Source organism: Curtobacterium sp. ABR8 (assembly GCF_057812125.1).
Map to the genome: position 1 here is coordinate 2,778,313 of NZ_CM173818.1, position 21,594 is coordinate 2,799,906.

Below are 21,594 nucleotides of genomic sequence, written 5' to 3' on the forward strand. Positions count from 1 at the left end.
GGGTGCGAGGAAAGTACGCGTTGACTGGCGCGAGTAAAATACGCATTAGTCGGAAATCGCTGTGAAAGCTGGCCCGCATCGGTTCCGACGAGTTAGATTCGCCACATGTTTGATGAAGCTCGACATCGCATTCTCTCGACGGTGGCAAGCCAGCGCGGCCTCATCACGCGTGCACAGATCGAGCGGCTACCTGACGCACGTAGGGGCATGCAGGTCCTCGCAGAGATGGAGATCTCCGGCGACCTGGAGATGATGGTGGACGACGTTTGGGCACACTCCGCTGTCCGCTCGGTCTCCGAGCCCATAGGCGAGGCCGAAGCGCTCTGGCTCCTCACCGGATCGGAGCGCACGCTGACGGAGCGACGTGAGGAGTTCATCCGTAATGGAGCATCCCCGCCGGTGATCGGCGGCCTCCCGGCGCTTGCTCACTGGGGGTTCGGCTACGCGCCCGTCGAGACCGTCGTAACCGTGCCCCCCAACGCGCTCATACCAGTTGCTGTATCCGACCTCGTCTCAGTACGCACGAATCTCGGCACCGCCGCACACGACATCGACTGGCAGCACGAGAACTTCCCGTACCGGGGAGCCGAAGCCACCCTCGTCGACCTACTCCGAGAAGGCATCGGCCTGGACGTCGTGGCTGGCCTCCTCAGCACGGCGATGTGGACACTTCATCCAATGCGACCAGACCTGCTCCTCTGGCATCTCACCCACCTCGCTGCTGAAGAAGGCCTTTCTGTGGAACACGGCCGACGGACCTACGCCGATCTGGTCTCGCTTGCGGGCGGATGGCCAGAGAAGCCCGGGGCGCGATATGGCGAGACGTGGGTGAAGAACCGTCCTGCCGTAGATGCTCTGCTCTCGACGGAAGCCGCGGATGCCGAGGCAGACCCCGTCACCGCGGCGGCGAGACGCGCGGACCGCATGGACCAGCTCCGCGAGATCGAAGCGGCGCGGCACGCAGGCGGGGTAGACGTCGCCGTCGCGATCAAGCTGGTCGTAGAACGCACGCACGACGACCTGGACGCGTCGTCCATCCCGAGCGCCGCGGCGGCGAAGGCACTGGGGATCACCACGGATGACGTACTGGCGCGGGCGCGCCGTGACGATCTGCATTCCTACGAGACGCCAAGCGGACGGCTCTTCCCGGACTGGCAGTTCGGATCGGCCGGAGTGGTTCCCCACGTCGCGGAGGTGCTGGACGCCGTAGCTGAGTTCGTGCACCCAGCTTCCCTGCAAGGATTCATGACCACGGCGCAGAGCGGGCTCATCCGAGCTGGTAGATCGGTCTCGCCTCGCCATTGGCTGCTGGACGGCGGAGATCCCGCGGTTATCGTCAATCGTCTCGCCGTTATGCGTTAGCGAAGCCAGTCGCATGTCGACGCTTTCGAGACCAGCGTCGAAACCATGCTTAGCGAGCCTGTGCCCGACGGCAACGCCTAGGCGGCGCACTCCTTTCGGCACCCGCAACATCTAGGCAAGATTGCGCGCGACCGCGTCTAACTGCTGCCCTACCCGACCCGAGGACGCGCGGACGACCCGTTCGGGCTTTCGTGAGTGCGGGTGGTTGCGGACCGACGCTCAGCTCAAGGTGGTGGGACATGTAGAAGGACGAGCGAAGAGGCGGTGTCGCCTACCCGCAGTGCCTCGAGCGAGTCGCTTCTGCAACTTCCAGTCTGCGTCGTCTCGATGAGTGAACCCTCGCAGTTTTCGCCGAGGAGATACGGGGGCGGCGCCTCGTCCACGAAGATTTCGAATCGCATTGGGTATTCTGCTAGGGTCTCGCGGAGCAAATGCGCCGACAGCCGGAGACAGCCCTTGAGAATGAAAGCGTCGCGTAAGTGGCCAGCTGTTTCAGTCTCAGCTTCGTCTGTCCGCACAGGCGGTTCCGCCCTCCCGATTGTCTAATGCATAGTCGGCGGCGTCCTACACCGTTCGCACGCTCGCGGAGCTGGCCCGCCGCGTAGCCGATAGCCTGTGCTCGTGTCTGAGAGCGACGCTATCTACCGCGCACTGGAACCGGTCTTCCCTCCTGCCAGCGATCCGGGGCTCATGCGGTGGCGCGCGTCGCTAAGAGAACTCCCGCCGTCGAAAATCAGAGTGCGGCAAGCAACCGAAGATCCAGCCGACGCCCGCCGCTTGAAGGACTTGCAGTTGGCTTGTGAGCCGATCACGGTTCAATCGGTACGGGACAACGCGACGACCATCACCGACCACCTGGTGCTCCTTGCCGAGATCAGCGGCGTGCACGTTGGCTTCAGCGTCGCATCGATCGGGCAAAATGATGCGGATCCGACCTTCGTTCAGGTCGTCGCAGTGGCGCCTTCGACACAGCGACGAGGGGTCGGGCTGACGCTGCTTTCCTCAGTCGCGGAGCGAGCACCGCAGCAGGACATCGCCTTCGCCACACGCGATGAAAACGACGCAGCTCTCGCGCTCACGAAGCGATTCACAGAACTCATCGGTGCAACAATGCGGGCAGTGCCGAAGGGCACCTACCGGCACCGCGACCTCGGCACAGCGCGCGGCATGGGCTACCGTCCCTGGGTTATCCAGCGGGCTCGATCTCAGCACGGCCGCTGACTTGACCCGTACGGCCGCAGTCTCGAAGCGATCGTTGCCGCGGTTCTGCATTCTCGGACTCAGACACAATCTTCTGGGCTCGCTTGCGGCCTCGGTAGCCTGCGGACCCTGGTAACAAGGTGGTGGGTTACGGTTCGACGGTGAATCCTGATCGTGTAGAGCTGCTGCGCGCTGACCTCGGCCCGCGGACGCTCGCGTACTTGCTCGGCGCAGACCCCGCCGACGTTGTCGCGGATGGCATCCGAGTCGAGATAGATGACCTGACACCGTCGCAGTTGGCCGTGCTCGACCAACTCGATCTCGTTCGGGCTGTGCGTATTGAGTCGGTGGGAAGTGATCCGCGGGCCACCTGGCCTCGACTGTTCGTCGACCCTGCAAACGTCGACGATGCTGCGCTTGGCACCCTTTGGCGCTCGATGGCCGGAGGTGCCGTTCATGTTGTCGATCCGGCTGTTCCTCCCCTGATGACTCTCCTGACTCGCATCGCTGTCGACGCGTATCCAAGCTTGCTGTTCCACGACAGGCACCCGTTCGACGGGCTCGGCCTGTCGCTGGTGTCCCTGAGAAACCATCCTCTCCACGGGCGTTTCGAGGCGGCCGTTATGTCCGACGAGGTGCTCGGGGCGCTCTACAAGAGCGGGGCTGAGACGGGAAAGGACCTGCTCTACCGCAGCGTTGGGCAAGGACTCACCTTTCACCCGTCGTTGTTCGTCGACCAGCTCGTGACAGCGGCATGGATAGCGGCGCAGTTGCAATCGCTGGTCCCGACGCCCGCCGATCTCGCCGCGGAAGTCGGACGCCAGCTCGAGCGTGCACGCGAGGCGCTTCGGAGCGTTGTCCAGATTCCCGTTCGAATCGGCTTCACGGGTGCGCTGCTCCCCGCCGGCATCCGCAGAATCGACCTTGGTTGGGGTGTACTCCGCCCCGTTGACGAACGAGATCGTTTCTTCTCGGACCTCGCTCGCATCTCCGGCGGAACAAGCGCGACCGACGAGGACGGCGCCACGACCACCATTGCTTACAGCGGCGACCTCGTCTTGGAGATCTGGGCGCCCTACACAGCATCGGTCACCCATTTGCCAGCGGACGAGCCCTGGATCCCACCACTTCGGCAGACAACTGCGGCGATCGAGGAGGCCGCGGAGACCCTTCGCTTGGCGCTGCTACTCAGCACTGGTAAGCCAGCGTCATCTATCTACCCCACATGGCGCGCTGCCGTCGAGCCCTTCAGCTACGGCCGGACGGTCAACTGGAACGAGCCAGCACATGTCACCGGCCTGGTACCTGTTCGGCTTACGATCCCCGAAGCAGAATCGTGGTGCCTGTGGGCCGACCGCGTCCGGAAGCACCGCACCCACGTCGGAGTTGCAGTTCGGCGGATGCTGCAGGCGATCAACGACCGCAAACGCGCGGAAGACATCCTCGTCGATGCGGTCATCGTCTGGGAAAACCTTTTCGGGATCACGCCCGGCACGACCAAGGGCGTTACTGGCGCACTCGATCACCTGTTGGACCGAAAAGGCCAAGATCGGGACGCCCACAAACAGCACCTTCGAGATATCTACGACGCTCGGAGCCGCGTCGTACATGGCGACAGCACGCTGGACGACGGGACCCTTCGACAAGTGGCTTCCGAGGCCGTGGCCACCGCGGTCGCAGCACTGCAACGCCTTTTCGATACACGGACCGATTTACTCGATCTTCCCTCCGCCGGACAGCGCAACCGCGCTGTCCGGCGGCAGCAGGCAATGTGACGTTTGGCCGCTACTCACGAAGTTCGAAAACGGCCGCGCGTAAGAAACCGCTCACAAATTCCGCTTCGTCCGCATACGAACGTTCCCAAAGTCCTTATTTCGAGTTGTGTAGCCGCGCACATTTCCCCGACCGCGCCGGCAAGCCCAATGATCTCCGCCAACCGCCGCTTCTCGACTCCCGCGATGCTTCCTTTCATCTCCCATAGGTTATGCCGATCCGAGCTGCTGCCATTCCTGAGACCTCGGGCTGCGAGTGCTTCGTGGTCGTCGCGCGCCAATAGATTGCGCGCGCGTCGGACGTCGGACGAATCACGGCTCACGACTCACGACTGCGCTAGCCAACGACGCACTGCGTCGGCGTGTCGCACCAAGGTACCCAGAGTCTTTTTCAGCCCGCGCCGTCCCAAGTATGGGAGCAAGACCTATCTGTAACCGCAATCGCTACGTTGCATCGGCTTGAACAGCAGCGAGCTGCACATCGCTACCATAGGGCGGCGGGGTACACGGCAGGTCGTCACCACGCGAGTTCGGGAGTTCCGCACGGCTTCGTTCCCGCCACGCAACGACTGTATTTCCGGAGACGCCAAGTATCTCGCAGCGTCTCGCATCCTGACCACCGACTGCGTTGTAAGCCGTGTGAGCGGACGTCGGAGCCGTAGGGCCTGCTCCGCGATCTCGTCTGAGCACTGCAGGGCGGCCCGTAGCCGGTCGGTGTCTTGAGGGTCCGCCGTGAGGAGCGCAGTCAGCCGCTGCAAGGGCTCCGAAACGCCTCGACTGCTGGCACCGCGTCAACAAGCCGGGGCGCAACGCCGGTCGAGCGACGCTGCAGACGGGACCCGGGACTGATTTTCTTGCCGAGAGGTCGCGGTCAGAACCGCTGATCTTTTGAGGGCCGCTCCTTGTAAATCTAATCGCGTTCTTCACCGGTTGACCGCCATGGAAGGGCTGAACGGTTCACGTCTCGAGTTGAGATCTGTGAGGGATGCACTTGTAGGCCTCCGCGTGCGGCGATACTTTGGCCGCCTCACAAGAACAGAAAGAGAGGAGGCAGCGGGGCGCAGGTCGACGGCGCGACGTGTCACCATGCAAACCCCAGCCCCTGCGGCCGGGGTTCCGCGATAACTCGTGAGCATGGAGTCTGCGGTGCAACTTCATGCGGACGAATCGCTAGGTGCAATCGATGCGGTGTTACGCGCGAATAAACAACCGATTGGCGCGGACAGCACGAGCAGAGTAACGATCAATCCGAAGTACGTCCGTGGGGTAGTGACGACCGGCTAGTGGCTCCCATCGTCTACTCAAAGATTTCCTGACACCTGGTGCCACGCGAGAACGCCACCGAGAACCACCAGGCGTGCACCTGGCGCCCGCCCAAACGTCACTCCCGCGAACCGAGCCGCAAGCCCTACCCAATCCGAGCGGCCGAGCGGCGAGAGTCGATCCGGGCAGCCTCACCCCATGTGCAGCCGACTCCGACAGGTGGGGTGTCCTGAGGAATACCGGGTGACGGCGGTTAGTGGGCACGCATCCACCTGGCTGCGAGAATCAAGCCCATTCAGCCGGACTGGGTGGCTGCGGTCAAAAGTGGCGCTGCACGCACCGTTTACGGAGCTCAGGCTCGCTGGCGCAAAAGCCACGACACAATTTCTCTACCCAATCGGAACTGCGAAGCACCACGAGAGCACGGCCGAGACCGACTCGGGAGTCGGCAGCGCTCCAGAGTTCAGAAACGGTGACCCATGACCATCCAACCCAACCACACAACAGCCCCTCGAGCCCCCAGGTGGCGTGTCGAGCGGGCTGACATGCCCGCCGGTCACGTGCTCTGGTTTGTAGTCGACACGACGACGGTTGAACCGCACTCAGCGAGCCGCGGTTTCTCGATGCATCTCTGGCATCGGGGTCGTGCCACTAACACGATTCGTTCTTACTCAACCGCCTTATGCGGATTCTTGAACTGGAATGACCAGCGAGGCACAGACTGGCGGGACATTGGAGTTGAGAGCTTGGGGCGTTACATGGTGCACCTCCGAGATACCCCCTACTCGATGGGGAGATACCGACGTGCTGCGTCCATTAATCACAGCATCACAGCATTGGTCGAATTCTGCAGGTACCTAGAAGGCATCGGCCTTATCCCCGACCAGCGAAGCAACGGTCTCGTGACCATGTCCCGCTATCCGGCCCTCGCTCTGGACAGGGACCCCGGCGAATGGGGCGCGAATGGAAGCATCGTCAAGAAGACGTTGAAGCTGAAGGAACCTCTTCGGCGGATGCACATCCTTGGCGAGACGCAACTCAAAGCGATTATCGAAGGATGCAGGGACGCCCGGGAGCGCTTTCTCGTCACGCTACTCTGGGCAACCGGCTTGCGTATCGGCGAAGCCCTTGGACTCCGACACAGCGACTTGCACTTCCTCGCAGACTCCTCGGCGCTCAGCTGCCGGATCGCTGGGCCTCATCTGCACGTTCTACGCCGTTACGACAACGTCAACGGCGCCTTCGCCAAGTCCCCTGTTGGTCGCCATGTTCCCATCAGAGACGACGTCATCGAGGCCTGGCTCGGATATCAGACCCTCCTCACCAAACGGCAAACCCCAATGTCGGACTACGTTTTTGTGAATCTCAGGCGGGACTCGGCGGGGCAACCGATGACTCCCGAAGGAGCCCGCAAGCTCGTCGCGAGGCTTGCGCGAGATGCGAAAGTGCCCCACACGGCTCATTCCTACCGACACACCGCCGCATCCACGTGGATGCGGAAAGGCGCCAGCCTCAGCGAAGTTCAGGCCCTACTCGGTCACGTGAGCCCGTACTCCACCTCGGTCTACCTGCACAGCACAGACGAAGAACTGCGCCGAGCCATCGAACAAGCACGTCTCACTGAAGACGGAGAAGAAAATGACTGAGATTGCCCCCGCTGCTCACCAGGTGCCCCGACTGGATGGAGGGGGCCGGCAAAAATGGTCCGCGTTCCTGGCCGGAGAACTCACCGCCCTATGGAGGCCCGACGAGTGGGTCGGCGAAGTGTGGAGGTTTGTTGGGGATCCAACCAACCCGCGGACCGCCCTCTGGCAGTGTTCCGAGGCCAGCTGCACGCAGCTCTCATACGCCAAGAAGGGGATGTGTCAGGCCTGCAACAAGGTCTGGCAGACGACACACGACATCGAACAAGTCAGGCAGCGAGCTGCACAACGCACCGCCCCAGATCGGGTCGGCATCGGGACTGTCCGAAACCAATGCAAAGTAGAACGCGATGGTGAGCGTTGCCAACGGTCCTCTACAAGCTTCGGGTACTGCGCGGCTCACACATCACAGTGGTCCGGTACTTACAAGCCGAAAGGCGTAAGTCGACACGAGTTCTTTAGCCGCGCGACCGCAAAACCGCTCCCTCCGAAGCCTGACTGCCGCGTAGTAGGCTGCGATCGCGCGAGCCAATGGAGCGAAGGACAATTGTGTGAGCCGCATAAAAGTGCGTACCGAAAATCTGCCGCGCCGTCTATTGAAAAATACCTCCGGCACGCTGCTCCGGTTCCCATGACCGGCACGTTCTCGCTTATGCCGCTGCCAGAGACCCTGCGCTGGGAACTTCTCTACGCACTCCAGCAGGACGACGCCCGAGGGCAGCGCCTCGACCCGCAGGTCATCGTCACACTCATCACGCGGCTTAACGGAACTCGATCCTTTTTACAGCCGGGTGTCGAGCAGCGCCTCGTTAAGACCAATCGGCAGGCAGGCCTTGGTGCCATTGCGGTACGGTTCGTCAGCTATGTCCGCGGAGCCGACGCCCGCTTCCGCGGGAAAAATCCCCTCGAAGAGGACGTCTGGGACACGTTCGCCGCTGGTATCCCCACCGAGGCCGACCATAGCGGCCGCAGGCAACAGAAGACCGGCGCGTATATGTCCAAACGGAAGCTCGCGGACTTCCGTAGCATCCGGCAACCATGGCTCCGAGAACTCGTGAAGACATGGGCTCGAGAAACACCGGTACACACCACCGCCCTACTACAAGCGATCACCGCGTTCACCTACGTCAGCACAGCTCTAAGTATTCGAGCAGACAGCGACGACCCGTCGACCGCCGGCCGTGAAGACATCAACAACGCGTTCCGTAACATCCGCTACGCGAAGACGAGAAGCGGAGAGCTCTACAGTTCGAACACCCGCAGCTCCATGCTCAGCATAGTGCGAACGGTCCTGCTGTACCTGCGGACCTCGGGACACATGGACGCCGTTCCTACCCGTTTCGCCCTCAACGGGAAGCACACGATCCCGAAGACTGATCAGGCGCTACCCGAACACCGCTACATCCCCAAATCAGTAATAAAGCAAATTAGCCGTGCGATCAGTTCGTGGTCTCCAGGTCAGCCCGGCGCTGGCGGTCTCCTTCCCCCTAAGCTCGATAAGCTTGCAAAGCAGACGGCATTGACGATCATGGTCGACACGGGCCGCCGACGCAGCGAGATAGTGAATCTCCGAATCGGATGTGTGACGTCGCGCCCGGCTTCAGGAACCCCCGAGTACACTCTGCGCTACGACAACATCAAAGGTAAGCGCCCCGGCCGAACCATCCCCATTCTGACGGAGACTGCTCACGCCATTCTCGAATGGGAGCAGGAACTCAAGAATCTCGATCTTGGCGACGACTACGGCAATTGGCTTTTCCCTGCCCCCTACAGCTCGGGGGCTGGAGCTGCGCACCTCTCCCCCGCCTCACTTGGGAGGTACGCGGTTCAACTTGTAGAGCACGCCCGCCCGCTTTATAGCAGCGAGCCCGACTTCGTGAACGGCGGCTACAAGACGTTCGACTCTCGAATCGTCACTCACGATTTCCGGCACGCCTACGCCCAACGGCTTGCCGACAGCGGCGTCGCTACCGACGTGCTCCGGAAGTTGATGGACCATAAGTCGATGTCCACTACGCAACGCTATTACGTCGTTTCGGAGAAGCGCAGACGAGAAGCTGTTAACGCAGTATCGCCGCTCATCCGCAACAACCACGGAGATACCATTGGGACACCAGATGCCCAACAGTATGCTCTGAGCACCGTCGCAGTTCCCTTCGGTGGTTGTGCCGAACCGCAGAACGTGCGCGCTGGCCGCTCGCAGTGTCCGATCCGCTTTCAGTGCACGGGATGCAGTTTCTACCGCGTGGACCCCTCGTATCTGCCCGCGCTCGAAGATTTCCTTGCAGAAGCGCGATCTGATCTAGAGATGATGAAGATTGTAGACTTTGGACCGGGCTTTGCCGACCAGAAGGCCGCTGAGGTCAAGCAAGTGGAGGAGATCGTTGTCCGAATCCGTAGGGACCTAGAAGAATTGACGCTGGATAAGCGCGCAGAAGTCGAAGAGGCGTCCGTCACACTAAGAAGGCTCCGTGCGCAACGCCCAATGATTCCTCTCGCCGTCAAATGAACAGCGACATTCCACCGGCGCTCCGGCTGGCCGCGTCGAAACGATCAACCGACGCGCAAGCACGCGTGCTCGCAGCCCTCGATCGCTTCGTGCGCGAATCACTCCCGATTACCGAATCTGCGGTTGCTCGGGAAGCCGGCGTTAGTGGACGCACCATCCGAAATCATCCTTCCCTTCGATCAGCCCTGCTTCTAGCTAAGGAGCGGGCCAGTGCAGGTGAGCAGTCTGCTGGGCGCAGACGGAACCCGGCAACCATTCCGTCCCTCCGCGCTCAGTTGGCGAACAAGGACGAGCGAATTCGAGCGATGACTACCGAACTGAAGCACTTGCGTGCTGTCGTCCGTCGCCAGCTGGGCTCCAACGTGGATGATCAGGAACAGCGCGACCTACGAGAGAACATCGAGCGCCTTGAACAATCCCAAACCCGACTCAGCGACGAAGTCACTCAGGCGCGCCTGACGCTAAGTGACCGCGATGCCACGATCGCCGACCTCGAGGCTTCGAACGCCGGGCTCAAGGACCGCATCCGACAGATGATGAACTTCCACGGAGCCTCGAACTTGTAGCCCCGCCCCCAGCAACGTGCGTCCGTCCCGGCACGAACGCGCGACGCGCACTCAAGGTTCGAGCTAGTGTTCGACCGACGACGCGCCGAAGCAAGTGTTTCCGGCACTCAAGGAAGTACGGATAAGCGCAGCTCGGCGACGTCCTCGACCGTGACGATCCGCTCGTCGGCCGGGACGGCGCCGAGCAGCGCGGCGAGCAGGGTGGTCTTGCCGCTGCCGGTCGCACCGGTGACCAGGACGTTGCGGCGCGTGGCGACGGCGTCCTCGACGACGGAGCGTGGCACCTGCTCGAAGGTGCCGGCGCGTTCGAGCGTGGCGAGGGTCGGGCGCTCGGGGTGCGGAAGTCGGATCGAGACCGCGGTGCCGCCCACCGAGACCGGGGCGAGTACGACGTGCACCCGGATGCCGTCGCCGTGCCGGACGTCGGCGCACGGCGTGGTCTCGTCGACGTGGCGTCCGCCGAGCGCCACCAGGCGCGTGGCGAGTTCGCGGGTGCGCGCCTCGGTCAGGCGCGGCGCGGCGGCTTCGAGTCCGCCGCCACGGTCGGTCCAGGTGCCGACGCCGCCGACGACCAGGACGTCGGTGACCCCGGCATCGGAGACGAGTCCGGCGAGTTCCTCGAACTCGACGACACCGTGCGTTCGGCGTCGACGGGCGGAGGCGGTCCCGGGAAGCGGAGGCCCGGCTCCGGGAAGGAAGGGCCCGGCCCCGGGCAGGAAGGGCGCGGCGCGGTGACGGTGCATGACGCCAGAGCGTACGAGGCGAGCCGCTTTCGGCATCTGGTGCCACAAGCAGCCTGTGGAGCGGTAGGGACGCGAGCGAGCAACGGACCGGTTTGTCCCCCGAAACAGAAAGTCGTACCCCACTCCACGGCGTGACGGTCGGCGGGCCTCGCCACCGCTGATCGCCACAGGACCTCGGACGCAGGGCTGCCGAACGGGAGTAGCAATTGCTACGACGGAGCTGCGCGCTTCATGCGTGAGCATGTACCGGTCTGTCCACTCGACCGGCATGCCTGCGCGGATCGCCGCCGATCGCCGGTGGCCGACGAGCGTGGATCGCTCGAGCCGGACTCCGGGCAAAAGAAGAGGCGGCACCGGTTGGGGGGAACTGGTGCCGCCTGGACATCGAAGGATTGGGGGGAATCCGATTCGATGCCGCCGGAAACGAGTCCAGCAGGAACTACTGTACCCCACGATCCGCCCCTCGGGGCAACCCCCGACACGACCGCCGGGCGTGCCGCCACGACCAGGACACACCCGGACCCGCCCCGCGCCCCGCCCAAGCCACCGCTCGTCACGGAACCGCGCAGCGCACGGGCCGAGGGGTAGTCTCCGTGGCGCACCCTGAGGACGCAACGACGCGAAAGGACATCGATGTCCACTCCGACCCAGACCGACCACCGCGAGGACGACGGCGCCACCTTCCCGCCGACACCCGAGTTCGTCGCCGACGCCGTCGCGCACGAGGACCTGCACGAGGCCGCCGCCGCCGACCGCGAGGCCTTCTGGGCCGAGCAGTCCCGCAGCCTGCTCGACTGGCGCACGCCGTTCACGCAGACCCTCGACTGGTCCGGCGCCCCGTTCGCGAAGTGGTTCGCCGACGGCACGCTCAACGTGGCCGAGAACTGCCTCGACCGGCACGTCCGCGCGGGCAACGGGGACCGGGTGGCGATCCACTTCGAGGGCGCACCCGGCGACACCCGCCGGATCACCTACGCCGAACTGACCGCCGACGTGCAGCGCGCCGCGAACATGCTCACCGACCTCGGCGTCGGGCAGGGCGACCGTGTCGTCGTCTACCTGCCGCTCATCCCCGAGGCCGTCGTGACGATGCTCGCCGTCGCCCGCATCGGTGCCGTGCACTCCGTCGTCTTCGGCGGGTTCAGCGCCGAGAGCCTCCGCGCCCGCATCGAGGACGCCGGCGCGAAGCTCGTCGTCACGGCGGACGGCGGCTGGCGCCGTGGCGCGGTGTCAGCGCTCAAGCCTGCGGTCGACGAGGCGCTCGAGGGCGAGGGCACCGACAGCGTCGAGCACGTCCTGGTCGTCAAGCGCGGCGGCAACGAGATCGCCTGGAACGACCGCGACCTGTGGTGGCACGACGAGGTCGCGAAGGCCGCCCCGGAGCACACGCCCGAGGCCTTCCCCGCCGAGACCCCGCTGTTCATCCTGTACACCTCGGGCACGACCGGGAAGCCGAAGGGCATCGTGCACACGTCCGGCGGGTACCTGACCCAGGCCGCGTACACGCACAAGAACGTGTTCGACATGCACCCCGACAGGGACGTCTACTGGTGCACCGCCGACATCGGCTGGATCACCGGGCACTCGTACGTCGTGTACGGCCCCCTGGCGAACGGCGTGACACAGGTGCTCTACGAGGGCACGCCCGACGAGCCGAAGCCCGGCCGCTGGTGGGACATCGTCGACTCCTACGGCGTCACCGTCCTGTACACCGCGCCGACCGCCGTGCGTGCGGCGATGAAGGCCGGCCGCGAGATCCCCGAGGCGCGCAGCCTCGAGACCCTCCGTCTGCTCGGCAGCGTCGGCGAACCCATCAACCCCGAGGCGTGGAACTGGTACCGCCAGGTGATCGGCCACGACCGCACGCCGATCGTCGACACGTGGTGGCAGACCGAGACCGGCGCGATCATGATCTCCGCTCTGCCCGGCGTCACGAAGCTCAAGCCCGGCGCCGCGCAGACGCCGCTGCCCGGCATCGTCGCGGAGATCGTCGACGACGACGGCAACCGTGCCGACCCCGGCGAGAGCGGCTACCTCACCATCACCGAACCGTGGCCGTCGATGGCGCGCGGGATCTGGGGCGATCCGGACCGCTTCGTCGAGACGTACTGGTCGCGGTTCCCCGGGCGGTACTTCGCCGGCGACGGCGCACGGCTCGACGGTCAGGGCGACATCTGGATCCAGGGCCGCGTCGACGACGTCATGAACGTCTCCGGGCACCGCCTGTCGACGGCCGAGATCGAGTCCGCCCTGGTCGGGCACGAGGGCGTCGCCGAGGCTGCCGTCGTCGGAGCCGCCGACGAGACCACCGGACAGGCGGTCGTCGCGTACGTCATCCTGACGGCGGAGGCAGCGGCGGACGTCGACCGCGAATCCGCATCGACCGAACTCCGCAACTGGGTGGGCAAGCGCATCGGTGCGATCGCGAAGCCCCGCCAGGTGGTCATCGTCCCCGAACTGCCCAAGACGCGCTCCGGCAAGATCATGCGGCGCCTGCTGCGCGACGCGGCCGAGGGCCGCCGCATCGGCGACACGACGACGCTGGCCGACCCGACGATCATGGCGACCATCGCGGAACTCATGTAGTCCCGGGGACGTGAGCAGGGCCTCCAGTCAGATCCGGACTGGAGGCCCTGCTCACGTTCGTTCCGTCGGTCGCCGCCGTCAGGCGGTGAGCTCCACGACCAGCTCGACCTCCACGGGAGCGTCCAGCGGGAGCACCGCGACGCCCACCGCGCTGCGCGCGTGGACGCCGACGTCGCCGAAGACCTCGCCGACCAGGGTGGAGGCGCCGTTCGCGACCCCGGGCTGGCCCGTGAAGGACGGCTCCGACGCGACGAACACGGTGACCTTGACGACCCGGGCGACGCGGTCGAGCGAGCCGGCGACCGACTCGACGGCGGCCAGGGCGTTGAGCGCGGCCACGCGGGCCTGCGCGGTGGCGGTCTCGGCGTCGACCGACGCCCCGACCTTGCCGGTGACGGGCAGTGCGCCGTCGACGAACGGCAGCTGGCCGGCCGTGTAGACGTACTGGCCGGTGACGACCGCGGGGACGTAGGCGGCGACGGGTGCGGCGACCGGCGGGAGCGTCAGCCCCAGCTCGGCGAGGCGGTCCGCGACGCTCATGCGTCGGCCTTCGGGCGCTTGAGGTACGCGACGAGCCCACCCTCGGGGCCGGTGACGATCTGGACCAGCTCCCAGCCCTCGTCCCCGTAGTTGTTGAGGATGGCGGTGGTGTTGTGGATCATCAGGGGCGTGGTGAAGTACTCCCAGCGAGTCATGCGGTTCCTTGCCAGCCTTTCAGTCGTGGGTGTCGTTTAGGCTGCATCCTATGTCTGCCCAGAAGACGTCTGCCTCGCGGACCAAGCCCGTCTCAGCAGTCGGCGCCTTCATCGGATTCGTCGGGTTCAGTGCCCTCGCCGGCCTGCTCGTCACGATCGGGGTCACCCCGGCCATCGCGGTCGCCGGTGTCACGACGACGTCGACGATCGGTGTGTTCGAGTCGCTGCCGGAGTACATCGAGATCGGTGACCTGCCGCAGCGCAACGAGCTGTACGCGTACTCGGGCGGCAAGTCGGTGCACTTCGCGACGCTGTACGACCAGAACCGGCAGGAACTGAAGTACGACCAGATCAGCGACCAGCTGAAGAACGCCGCCATCGACGGCGAGGACAAGCGCTTCTACAGCCACGGCGGCGTCGACATGACCTCGCTCATCCGTGCCGGCGTGGGCAGCATCGCTGGCGGGCTCGGCGACTCGGGCGGTGGGTCGACGTTGACCATGCAGCTCGTCCGCAACATCAAGATGAACGAGGCCCTCAACCTGCCGACCAAGAAGGAGCAGGAGAAGGCCTACAACGAGGCCGTCGAGCAGACCATCCCCCGCAAGCTCGAGGAGATGAAGCTCGCGATCGGGCTGGCGAAGAAGTACTCCAAGAAGGAGATCCTCACCGCCTACCTGAACATCGCCTACTTCGGCGACCAGACCTACGGCGTGCAGGCCGCGGCGCAGCACTACTACAACAAGAGCGCGACGAAGCTGACGCCAGCCGAGGCCGCGTCGCTGATGGCCATCGTGCAGTACCCCGAGGCGCGCAACCTGTCGACCCCGAAGAAGTACGACGCCAACGTCGCCCGGCGCAACGTCATCCTGCGCTCGATGTACGACCAGAAGAACCTGACCGAGGCCGAGTACCGCACGGCCCGCCTGTCGAAGCCGGCGGACTACGTGCACCTGACGCAGCCCTCGCAGGGCTGCCGGGCATCGGTCGGCGACGGCTCGCAGTTCTTCTGCGACTACGCCAAGAAGGTCGTGCTCGAGATGTCGCAGCTCGGCTCGTCGCAGAAGGCGCGCGACACCGCGTGGCGGAACGGCGGCTACAAGATCCAGACGACGCTGAACATCGACCTCAACGCCGAGCAGAAGCAGCTGCTCAACACGTACGACAACAAGGCCGAGACGAGCCTGGCCCTGGGTGCGACGCTCAACTCGATCGAGGCCGGTTCCGGCCGCATCATCACCATGGCGCAGAACAAGGACTTCGACGAGTCACTGAAGTCGGCACCGACCTCGACCTCGTTGAACTACAGCGTCGACTACAAGTACGGCAACTCCGGCGGGTTCCAGACCGGCTCGACGTACAAGCTCTTCACGCTGCTGGACTGGATCAAGACCGGCCACGGGCTCAACGAGACCGTCAGTGGTGCTGAACGTGTGGTCACGCCGTGGACCATCTGCGGTCAGACCGACTACACGAAGTTCGACGTCTCGAACGACGCTCCGGGCGAGGGCGGGAACTGGAGCGTGCTCGGGGCCACCGCTGGGTCGATCAACGGCGCGTTCGCGTCGATGGCCCAGAAGCTCGACCTCTGCGACATCCGGGACATCGCCCAGTCGCTCGGCGTGCACCGCGCTGACGGTGGCGAGCTGCAGTACCAGAACCCGTCGGCGATCCTCGGCACCAACGAGATCGCCCCGATGACGATGGCCGCCGCCTACGCCGCTGTTGCGAACAACGGCATCTACTGCAAGCCGATCGCGATCGACCAGATCACCTCGCCGTCCGGCAAGCAGCTCGGCGGCCAGACGAAGGACTGCCAGCAGGCTGTCGACCCCGCCTTCGCACAGGCAGCGATCTACGCCATGAAGGGCACGATCACCAGCGGTACGGCGCGCGGTGCTCAGACGCCGGACGGCACCCAGCTGTTCGCCAAGACGGGCACCACCGACGAGGCTGACCAGATCTGGCTCGTCGGCGCGAGCTCACGCGTCGCCACCGCCTACTGGCAGGGCAACACCGACGGCAAGAAGAACAACCTCCGGCACTACAGCAACGGCGTGGGCGGGACGTACGCCGGCTCGCGTGCCGACGTCTGGCGTCAGGCGATGACCGCGGTCAACGCCACCTACCCCGCCGGTGCCTTCACGGACCCGCAGCAGTCGGCGATCCGGGGCAACGCCAAGGCGCTGCCGAACCTGCAGGGGAAGACCACTGACGAAGCCCGCGCAGCGATCTCCGGCGCCGGCTTCAACTACGTCGACGGTGGCGCCCGCCCCGGCACCGGCAACCCCGGTTCGGTGTCGTCGACCTCGCCGTCCGCCGGTGCACTTCTATCTTCCGGCTCGAGCGTGACGGTCTACACCTCGGACGGGTCGCAGGCCAACGTGCCCGAGATCGGCGGGGACTCGCTCGGTGAAGCCCGCTCGGCACTGAACGACGCCGGCTTCGGCAACGTCAGCGTGTCGGACGACTTCGCGAAGGGCGGCGGCAACAAGACCTGCAAGGTCGCGGCCGTTGACCCGGCGATCAGTTCGGCAGCGGACAAGAACGCCGGTGTGACGATCCAGCTGTACGGCGACAAGAACGGCAAGGCGCCCAAGGACTGCAAGTGACCCGCGGTCGCGCCGCGCTCGGGGTCCTCGCAGCCGGCGCGGCCGTGGGCGCCGCTTCGTTCGCCTGGGGTTCCCTGGTCGAGCGTCGACGCTTCGGCATCCGGTGGGAGACCGTCCCGGTCCTCCCGCCGGGGTCCCGTGACGTCACCGTCCTGCACCTGTCCGACATCCACATGGCTCCGTGGCAGGCCGACAAGCAGCAGTGGCTGCGCGACCTGTCCCTGGTCGAGCCGGACTTCATCGTCAACACCGGCGACAACCTCGGGCACCCCACGGCGAACGCCGCCGTGGAGTACGCACTGGAGCCGTTCCGGGGGGTCCCCGGCGTGTTCGCGTACGGGTCGAACGACTTCTTCGGGCCGTCGCCGCGCAACCCGCTGAAGTACTTCTCCGGCCCGAGCCGCATGCACAGCGACGCGAAGCCCGTCGAGCTCGACATCGACCGGCAGACGGCGTTCTTCGAGTCCCTCGGGTGGCTCGACCTGAACGACCACGCCCACGCCATCGAGCTCCGCGGCTCCCGGTTCGAGCTGTTCGGCACCTCGGACGCGCACCGCGACTGGGACCGGCTCGACCTGCTCCCCACCAACGTCGACGAGATGCGCGGCGAGGTCCCCTGGTCCGAGGACGAGGACGGCCCCGCCCCCGTCGCGATCGGCGTGACGCACGCGCCCTACCGCCGCGTGCTCGATGCCTTCGTCACCCAGGGAGCCGACGTCATCTTCGCCGGGCACACCCACGGCGGTCAGGTGCAGGTGCCCGGAGTCGGTGCGCTCGTCACGAACAGCGACCTGCCCCGCCGGTACGTCAGCGGACTGCACAAGTGGGAGCACCGGAACCACTGGTCGTGGCTCGAGGTCTCGGCCGGTCTCGGCACCTCGATCTACGCCCCGGTGCGGTTCGCGTGCCGCCCCGAAGCGGTCGTCGTGACCCTCACCGCCCGCACCCCCTGACGACGCGCCCGGGAGTTCGCCGGATGGTCGTGAGCACCCCCGATCATCGGATAGACTTGTCGGGTTGCTCCGGTACGGAGTGATCACACCGCGGGGTGTGGCGCAGCTTGGTAGCGCGCCTCGTTCGGGACGAGGAGGTCGCAGGTTCAAATCCTGTCACCCCGACACTGTGTTGAGACAGTACGAAGAAGGCCCTGGTTCTCCGGAACCGGGGCCTTCTTCTTTTCGACGGATAGCCTCGACGACGATGGAACACTCGAGGTCCCGGCGCCCAGCAGCCATCGGTGCGATCGCTGTCGCGACCATGCTGATCGCCACCGCGTGCAGCAGTACGGCCAAGGTCACGCCAGCGATGGACGACTCCGTCCGCTCGGTGCGCGATCGTCTCGAGACCGTGGCTCGCGCGAGCCGGAGCGCAGCGGACCTCGAACGCCGGATCGTCGACGGGGAGAGCTACACGCTGCTCCTGCTCGACGCGACGCCGCAGGAGATCCGGACGACGAAGCCGTTCCCGTCGACCGTGATCACCGCCGTTCGACGTGACGGCGAGCGCGTCGACGTCGAGATGTACACGACCGGGCAGGGCTCGTCCGGCGCCGGCTGGTTCGGGGACGAGTCCGTGAACGCAGTCGGGTGCGCCCGCCTGACCGCCCGACCTGGTCGCAACGTCACCGCGACGGGTGTGCGGTGCGGCGACACCGTACGAGCAGTCTTCGTGGCTCCCTGGGTCGAGGTCCGACTCCGGCCCTGATCGGGGCAGACGTCGTGTCCCGATGTGTCCAGTGACCCATCGTGCGGCGTGCGGCGCCATCGCGCTGCGACACGGGCGATACGATCGCGACCGTCATGGACATCCCCGATCGACTCGCAGCCGTCTTCGCACAGATCGCCGCACAGTTCCCCGAGCTCGCCGAGGACCCGGTCCTGACGCAGAACCTCGTCGACAACGTGACGTCGATGATCGCCGAGGCACACGCGCGCTACGCCGCCGGCGCCGCGGACAGCGTCGTGAGCAACACCTACCTCGATCCGGAGCACCTGGCCACCGGCTCCCTGCACGCCGAACACGCGCAGCACCCTGCCGGCGCGATGCTCGCGGCGGAGATGCTCTTCGACGCCTACCTGCCGCTCTTCGTGCACGAGGTCGGCGCGGAGTCCACCGCCGACGTCCTGCGTGCCACGAGAGCCCTGCACGCGGGCATCTGGAGCCGGTTCCCCGCCGGGGCCGTCGCCTACACCGAGGCGCTGCGCCAACGCGTCACGACGGCGCACCTGGACTCCCGCACGCAGATCGCGCGAGACCTGCACGACCGCGTGGCGCACGGCATCCTCGCAGGGCTCCAGCGGCTCGACCTGGTGCTGCTGACCGATCCCCCGTCCGCTGAGCGGGTGGCGCAGCTCGACGACGCCGCACGGCTGCTGCGCGGAGCACTCGGCGACGTGCAGGACCTGGCGGTGAGCCTGCACGCCCGCGTCGGCGACGCCATGCTCGACGATGCGCTGGCCCGGCACGCCCGGGACCTCTTCCCCGACGACGACCGCTTGTCGTTCCGTGCCACGGGCACGCCCGAGCAGCTGCCGAACTGGCAGGCCGAGGAAGCACTGACGATCCTGCTCGAGGCGCTCACCAACCGGCGGAAGCACGCTCCGGACTCCACCGCCGAGGTGCACTTCGCGTGGACGCCGGCCGCCCTCGTCGTGTCGGTCGCCGACGACGGTCCGGGTTTCGACCCCGATGTCGACGCGGACGGACGCCTCGGGCAGCAGACGATGCGCGAGCGGGCCGCGGTCATCGGCGCGCGACTCGACGTCGAGAGCGTCGAGAGCGTCGAGAGCGGGCCTGGTCCCAAGACCGCCAGCGGCACCACCGTGCGCCTGACGATCCCGCGAGGCACGCTGTGACCGTCACGCACGTCGCCATCGTCGACGACCACCAGCTGTTCCGCGAAGGACTGGCCACGATCCTCGCCGCCGTCCCCACGATCCGGGTGGTCGCACACGGCGAGCGTCCGTCCGACGTGCTCGACTCCCCCGAGGCGGCCGCCATCGACGTCCTGCTCCTCGACGTCGAGCTCGACGGTCCGCCGGCGCGCACCACGATCGCCACGGTCCGCCGCACCCGTCCGGACATCCGCGTGGTGGTGCTCACGATGCACCGCGACGCCGTCCTGCGTCGAACGCTGCTCGACGCCGGCGCGGTCGACTTCGTGACGAAGGACACCCCGAGCCGCGAACTCGTCGACCGCATCGCCCGGGCCGCGCACGCCGATGCCGCGCCCGTGACCTTCCCGGTGGACCTGGTCACCGAGGCCCGCGCGGGGTCACCGCTCAGCGACCGCGAGCTCGAGGTCCTGCGGCTCCTCGCGGCCGCGCGCACCAACGCCGAGATCGCGGCGGACCTGCAGCTCGCGATCGGCACGGTGAAGCGGCACGTCTACAACGTGTTCCGGAAGCTCGACGTCGGTTCGCGGGTCGGCGCCGTGGCTGCGGCGACGCGCCTCGGCCTGCTCAGCTGAGGCTCCGCCCAACTTGGTGAGCAGAAATGGTCGGGTGCCCCAGGGCGACCCGACCATTCCTGCTCACGAAGCGAACGAACGAGCGAACGAACGAGCGAACGAACGAGAACGCGCTAGACCGACGCGGACGCCGCCGCGCCCGCGGGCACGAGCCGCCCCGCGGCGTGCAGCCCCGCCACGACGTCGAGCGCCTGGTGCCGGTACCGCGCCTGCGCAGCACCCGGAGCGACGATCACGCCGTTCGCCCCGGTGGACGCCACGAGCGCGTTGATCTTCTCCGCCACCTGGTCGGCGGTGCCGTACGCCTGGCGCTCGGTGCGGGCGGCGATGAACCGACGCTCGAGGTCGGTGAACTCGTACGCACGGGCCTCGTCCATCGAGACCGGCTCGGGCTTCGCCCCCTGCCGCATCCGGATGAACGAGATCATCCCGGGAGCACTCTGCTCGTCGACGACGGCCGGGTCCTCGTCGGTGACGACCTGCACGCCGATGAGGGCGTTCGGCGTCTGGCGGAACCGGGAGGGCCGGAACGAGTCCCGGTACAGGGCGAGCGCCGCCTCGGTGTTGTCCGACGCGAAGTGGTGGGCGAAGGCGAACGAGACGCCGAGCGCCCCGGCGACCTGCGCGCTGTAGCCGGAGGACCCGAGCAGCCAGAACTCCGGCACGTCGCCGTACCCGGGGACCGCACGGATGCGGGACAGCGGATTCGACTCGTCCATGCCGGTGAAGAACCCGATCAGGTCGGCGAGACGGTCCGGGAAGTCGTCGACGTCGAGCCGGTCGGTACGGCGCAGCGCCATCGCGGTCGCCCCGTCGGTGCCCGGCGCACGGCCGAGCCCGAGGTCGACGCGGTCGCCGTACAGCGCACGGAGCGTGCCGAACTGCTCGGCGATCACGAGTGGCGCGTGGTTCGGCAGCATGACGCCACCGGACCCGATGCGGATGGTCGAGGTGGCCGCGCCGACGGCACTGAGCAGGACGGCCGGGGCCGACGAGGTGATGCCGGGCATGCCGTGGTGCTCGGCGACCCAGAACCGCTCGTAGCCGAGCTTCTCGGCGTGGACCGCCATGTCGATCGAGCCCTGCAGGGCCTCGGTGTTGGACTGGCCGTACTCGCGCGTCGCCAGGTCCAGGACGGACAGGTGCAGGGTGTCGTCGCTCATGTGGTTGCCAA

16 protein-coding genes, 1 tRNA gene and 1 pseudogene are annotated in these 21,594 nt (G+C 66.2%); 14 read left to right on the forward strand and 4 right to left on the reverse strand.

Annotation, left to right across the window (positions count from 1 at the left end; genetic code table 11):
• Nucleotides 1-105 precede the first annotated feature (105 nt).
• The 7 genes and pseudogenes from ACXKZB_RS13155 (at nt 106) to ACXKZB_RS13185 (ending at nt 10,315) form a co-directional block, all read left to right on the forward strand.
• Nucleotides 106-1,362, forward strand: coding sequence for a hypothetical protein (locus ACXKZB_RS13155; protein WP_488823413.1), 1,257 nt, complete (start codon nt 106-108; stop codon nt 1,360-1,362).
• 621 nt (nt 1,363-1,983) lie between these two features.
• Complete coding sequence (locus ACXKZB_RS13160; protein ID WP_488823414.1) at nt 1,984-2,583, forward strand: GNAT family N-acetyltransferase; 600 nt, start codon at nt 1,984-1,986, stop codon at nt 2,581-2,583.
• 140 nt (nt 2,584-2,723) lie between these two features.
• A complete protein-coding gene (locus ACXKZB_RS13165) occupies nt 2,724-4,337 on the forward strand; it encodes a hypothetical protein (RefSeq protein WP_488823415.1) in 1,614 nt (537 codons plus the stop codon).
• Nucleotides 4,338-6,220: 1,883 nt separating this feature from the next.
• Nucleotides 6,221-6,445 (forward strand): annotated as a pseudogene (locus ACXKZB_RS13170) (site-specific integrase); the annotation flags it as partial.
• Nucleotides 6,446-6,505: 60 nt separating this feature from the next.
• Nucleotides 6,506-7,243: a tyrosine-type recombinase/integrase gene (locus tag ACXKZB_RS13175; protein WP_488825899.1), complete on the forward strand. Its 738-nt coding sequence runs from the start codon at nt 6,506-6,508 to the stop codon at nt 7,241-7,243.
• A gap of 628 nt (nt 7,244-7,871) precedes the next feature.
• On the forward strand, nt 7,872-9,749 hold the full coding sequence (locus ACXKZB_RS13180; RefSeq protein ID WP_488823416.1) for a tyrosine-type recombinase/integrase: 1,878 nt from the start codon (nt 7,872-7,874) through the stop codon (nt 9,747-9,749).
• Nucleotides 9,746-10,315, forward strand: coding sequence for a hypothetical protein (locus ACXKZB_RS13185; RefSeq protein WP_488823417.1), 570 nt, complete (start codon nt 9,746-9,748; stop codon nt 10,313-10,315). Before ACXKZB_RS13180 ends, ACXKZB_RS13185 begins: the two co-directional genes overlap by 4 nt.
• A gap of 107 nt (nt 10,316-10,422) precedes the next feature.
• On the opposite strand, the gene ACXKZB_RS13190 is transcribed toward ACXKZB_RS13185, so the two are convergent.
• Nucleotides 10,423-11,058 (reverse strand): ATPase, T2SS/T4P/T4SS family, encoded by a 636-nt coding sequence (locus ACXKZB_RS13190; protein WP_488823418.1) that lies wholly within the window; start codon nt 11,056-11,058, stop codon nt 10,423-10,425.
• A 633-nt stretch (nt 11,059-11,691) separates the two neighbouring features.
• On the opposite strand from ACXKZB_RS13190, the gene acs reads away from it, so the two are divergent.
• Entirely contained in the window at nt 11,692-13,644 is a 1,953-nt protein-coding gene (gene acs, locus ACXKZB_RS13195; protein WP_488823419.1) for an acetate--CoA ligase, read from the forward strand.
• Between the two features lie 78 nt (nt 13,645-13,722).
• Here the strand turns inward: acs and ACXKZB_RS13200 are convergent, their stop codons facing one another.
• Together ACXKZB_RS13200 and sp36 are read right to left on the reverse strand one after the other, a co-directional pair.
• Nucleotides 13,723-14,184, reverse strand: a complete 462-nt coding sequence (locus ACXKZB_RS13200) for a RidA family protein (RefSeq protein WP_488823420.1) — start codon at nt 14,182-14,184, stop codon at nt 13,723-13,725.
• A complete protein-coding gene (gene sp36 / locus ACXKZB_RS13205) occupies nt 14,181-14,339 on the reverse strand; it encodes a Sp36 family protein (RefSeq protein ID WP_017888699.1) in 159 nt (52 codons plus the stop codon). Before sp36 ends, ACXKZB_RS13200 begins: the two co-directional genes overlap by 4 nt.
• Before the next feature lie 50 nt (nt 14,340-14,389).
• Here sp36 and ACXKZB_RS13210 point away from each other — a divergent pair, with 50 nt between their 5' ends.
• From ACXKZB_RS13210 to ACXKZB_RS13235, 6 genes are all read left to right on the forward strand, one after another.
• Entirely contained in the window at nt 14,390-16,951 is a 2,562-nt protein-coding gene (locus ACXKZB_RS13210; protein ID WP_488823421.1) for a transglycosylase domain-containing protein, read from the forward strand.
• Nucleotides 16,948-17,904, forward strand: a complete 957-nt coding sequence (locus ACXKZB_RS13215) for a metallophosphoesterase (protein WP_488823422.1) — start codon at nt 16,948-16,950, stop codon at nt 17,902-17,904. Before ACXKZB_RS13210 ends, ACXKZB_RS13215 begins: the two co-directional genes overlap by 4 nt.
• 91 nt (nt 17,905-17,995) lie before the next feature.
• Nucleotides 17,996-18,069: transfer RNA gene (locus ACXKZB_RS13220), tRNA-Pro, on the forward strand.
• 82 nt (nt 18,070-18,151) lie between these two features.
• Nucleotides 18,152-18,655: a hypothetical protein gene (locus tag ACXKZB_RS13225; protein ID WP_488823423.1), complete on the forward strand. Its 504-nt coding sequence runs from the start codon at nt 18,152-18,154 to the stop codon at nt 18,653-18,655.
• A 95-nt stretch (nt 18,656-18,750) separates the two neighbouring features.
• Entirely contained in the window at nt 18,751-19,806 is a 1,056-nt protein-coding gene (locus tag ACXKZB_RS13230; protein WP_488823424.1) for a sensor histidine kinase, read from the forward strand.
• On the forward strand, nt 19,803-20,420 hold the full coding sequence (locus ACXKZB_RS13235) for a response regulator transcription factor (protein ID WP_340196467.1): 618 nt from the start codon (nt 19,803-19,805) through the stop codon (nt 20,418-20,420). Before ACXKZB_RS13230 ends, ACXKZB_RS13235 begins: the two co-directional genes overlap by 4 nt.
• A gap of 113 nt (nt 20,421-20,533) precedes the next feature.
• On the opposite strand, the gene ACXKZB_RS13240 is transcribed toward ACXKZB_RS13235, so the two are convergent.
• A complete protein-coding gene (locus ACXKZB_RS13240) occupies nt 20,534-21,583 on the reverse strand; it encodes an LLM class flavin-dependent oxidoreductase (protein WP_488823425.1) in 1,050 nt (349 codons plus the stop codon).
• Between the last annotated feature and the right edge of the window lie 11 nt (nt 21,584-21,594).

Coding starts and splice junctions, on each gene's coding strand:
- ACXKZB_RS13155 (WP_488823413.1), top strand. CDS start 106: ATGTTTGATGAAGCTCGACATCGCATTCTCTCGACGGTGGCAAGCCAG.
- ACXKZB_RS13175 (WP_488825899.1), top strand. CDS start 6,506: ATGTCCCGCTATCCGGCCCTCGCTCTGGACAGGGACCCCGGCGAATGG.
- ACXKZB_RS13180 (WP_488823416.1), top strand. CDS start 7,872: ATGACCGGCACGTTCTCGCTTATGCCGCTGCCAGAGACCCTGCGCTGG.
- ACXKZB_RS13185 (WP_488823417.1), top strand. CDS start 9,746: ATGAACAGCGACATTCCACCGGCGCTCCGGCTGGCCGCGTCGAAACGA.
- ACXKZB_RS13190 (WP_488823418.1), bottom strand. CDS start 11,058: ATGCACCGTCACCGCGCCGCGCCCTTCCTGCCCGGGGCCGGGCCCTTC.
- acs (WP_488823419.1), top strand. CDS start 11,692: ATGTCCACTCCGACCCAGACCGACCACCGCGAGGACGACGGCGCCACC.
- ACXKZB_RS13200 (WP_488823420.1), bottom strand. CDS start 14,184: ATGAGCGTCGCGGACCGCCTCGCCGAGCTGGGGCTGACGCTCCCGCCG.
- sp36 (WP_017888699.1), bottom strand. CDS start 14,339: ATGACTCGCTGGGAGTACTTCACCACGCCCCTGATGATCCACAACACC.
- ACXKZB_RS13210 (WP_488823421.1), top strand. CDS start 14,390: ATGTCTGCCCAGAAGACGTCTGCCTCGCGGACCAAGCCCGTCTCAGCA.
- ACXKZB_RS13225 (WP_488823423.1), top strand. CDS start 18,152: ATGGAACACTCGAGGTCCCGGCGCCCAGCAGCCATCGGTGCGATCGCT.
- ACXKZB_RS13230 (WP_488823424.1), top strand. CDS start 18,751: ATGGACATCCCCGATCGACTCGCAGCCGTCTTCGCACAGATCGCCGCA.
- ACXKZB_RS13240 (WP_488823425.1), bottom strand. CDS start 21,583: ATGAGCGACGACACCCTGCACCTGTCCGTCCTGGACCTGGCGACGCGC.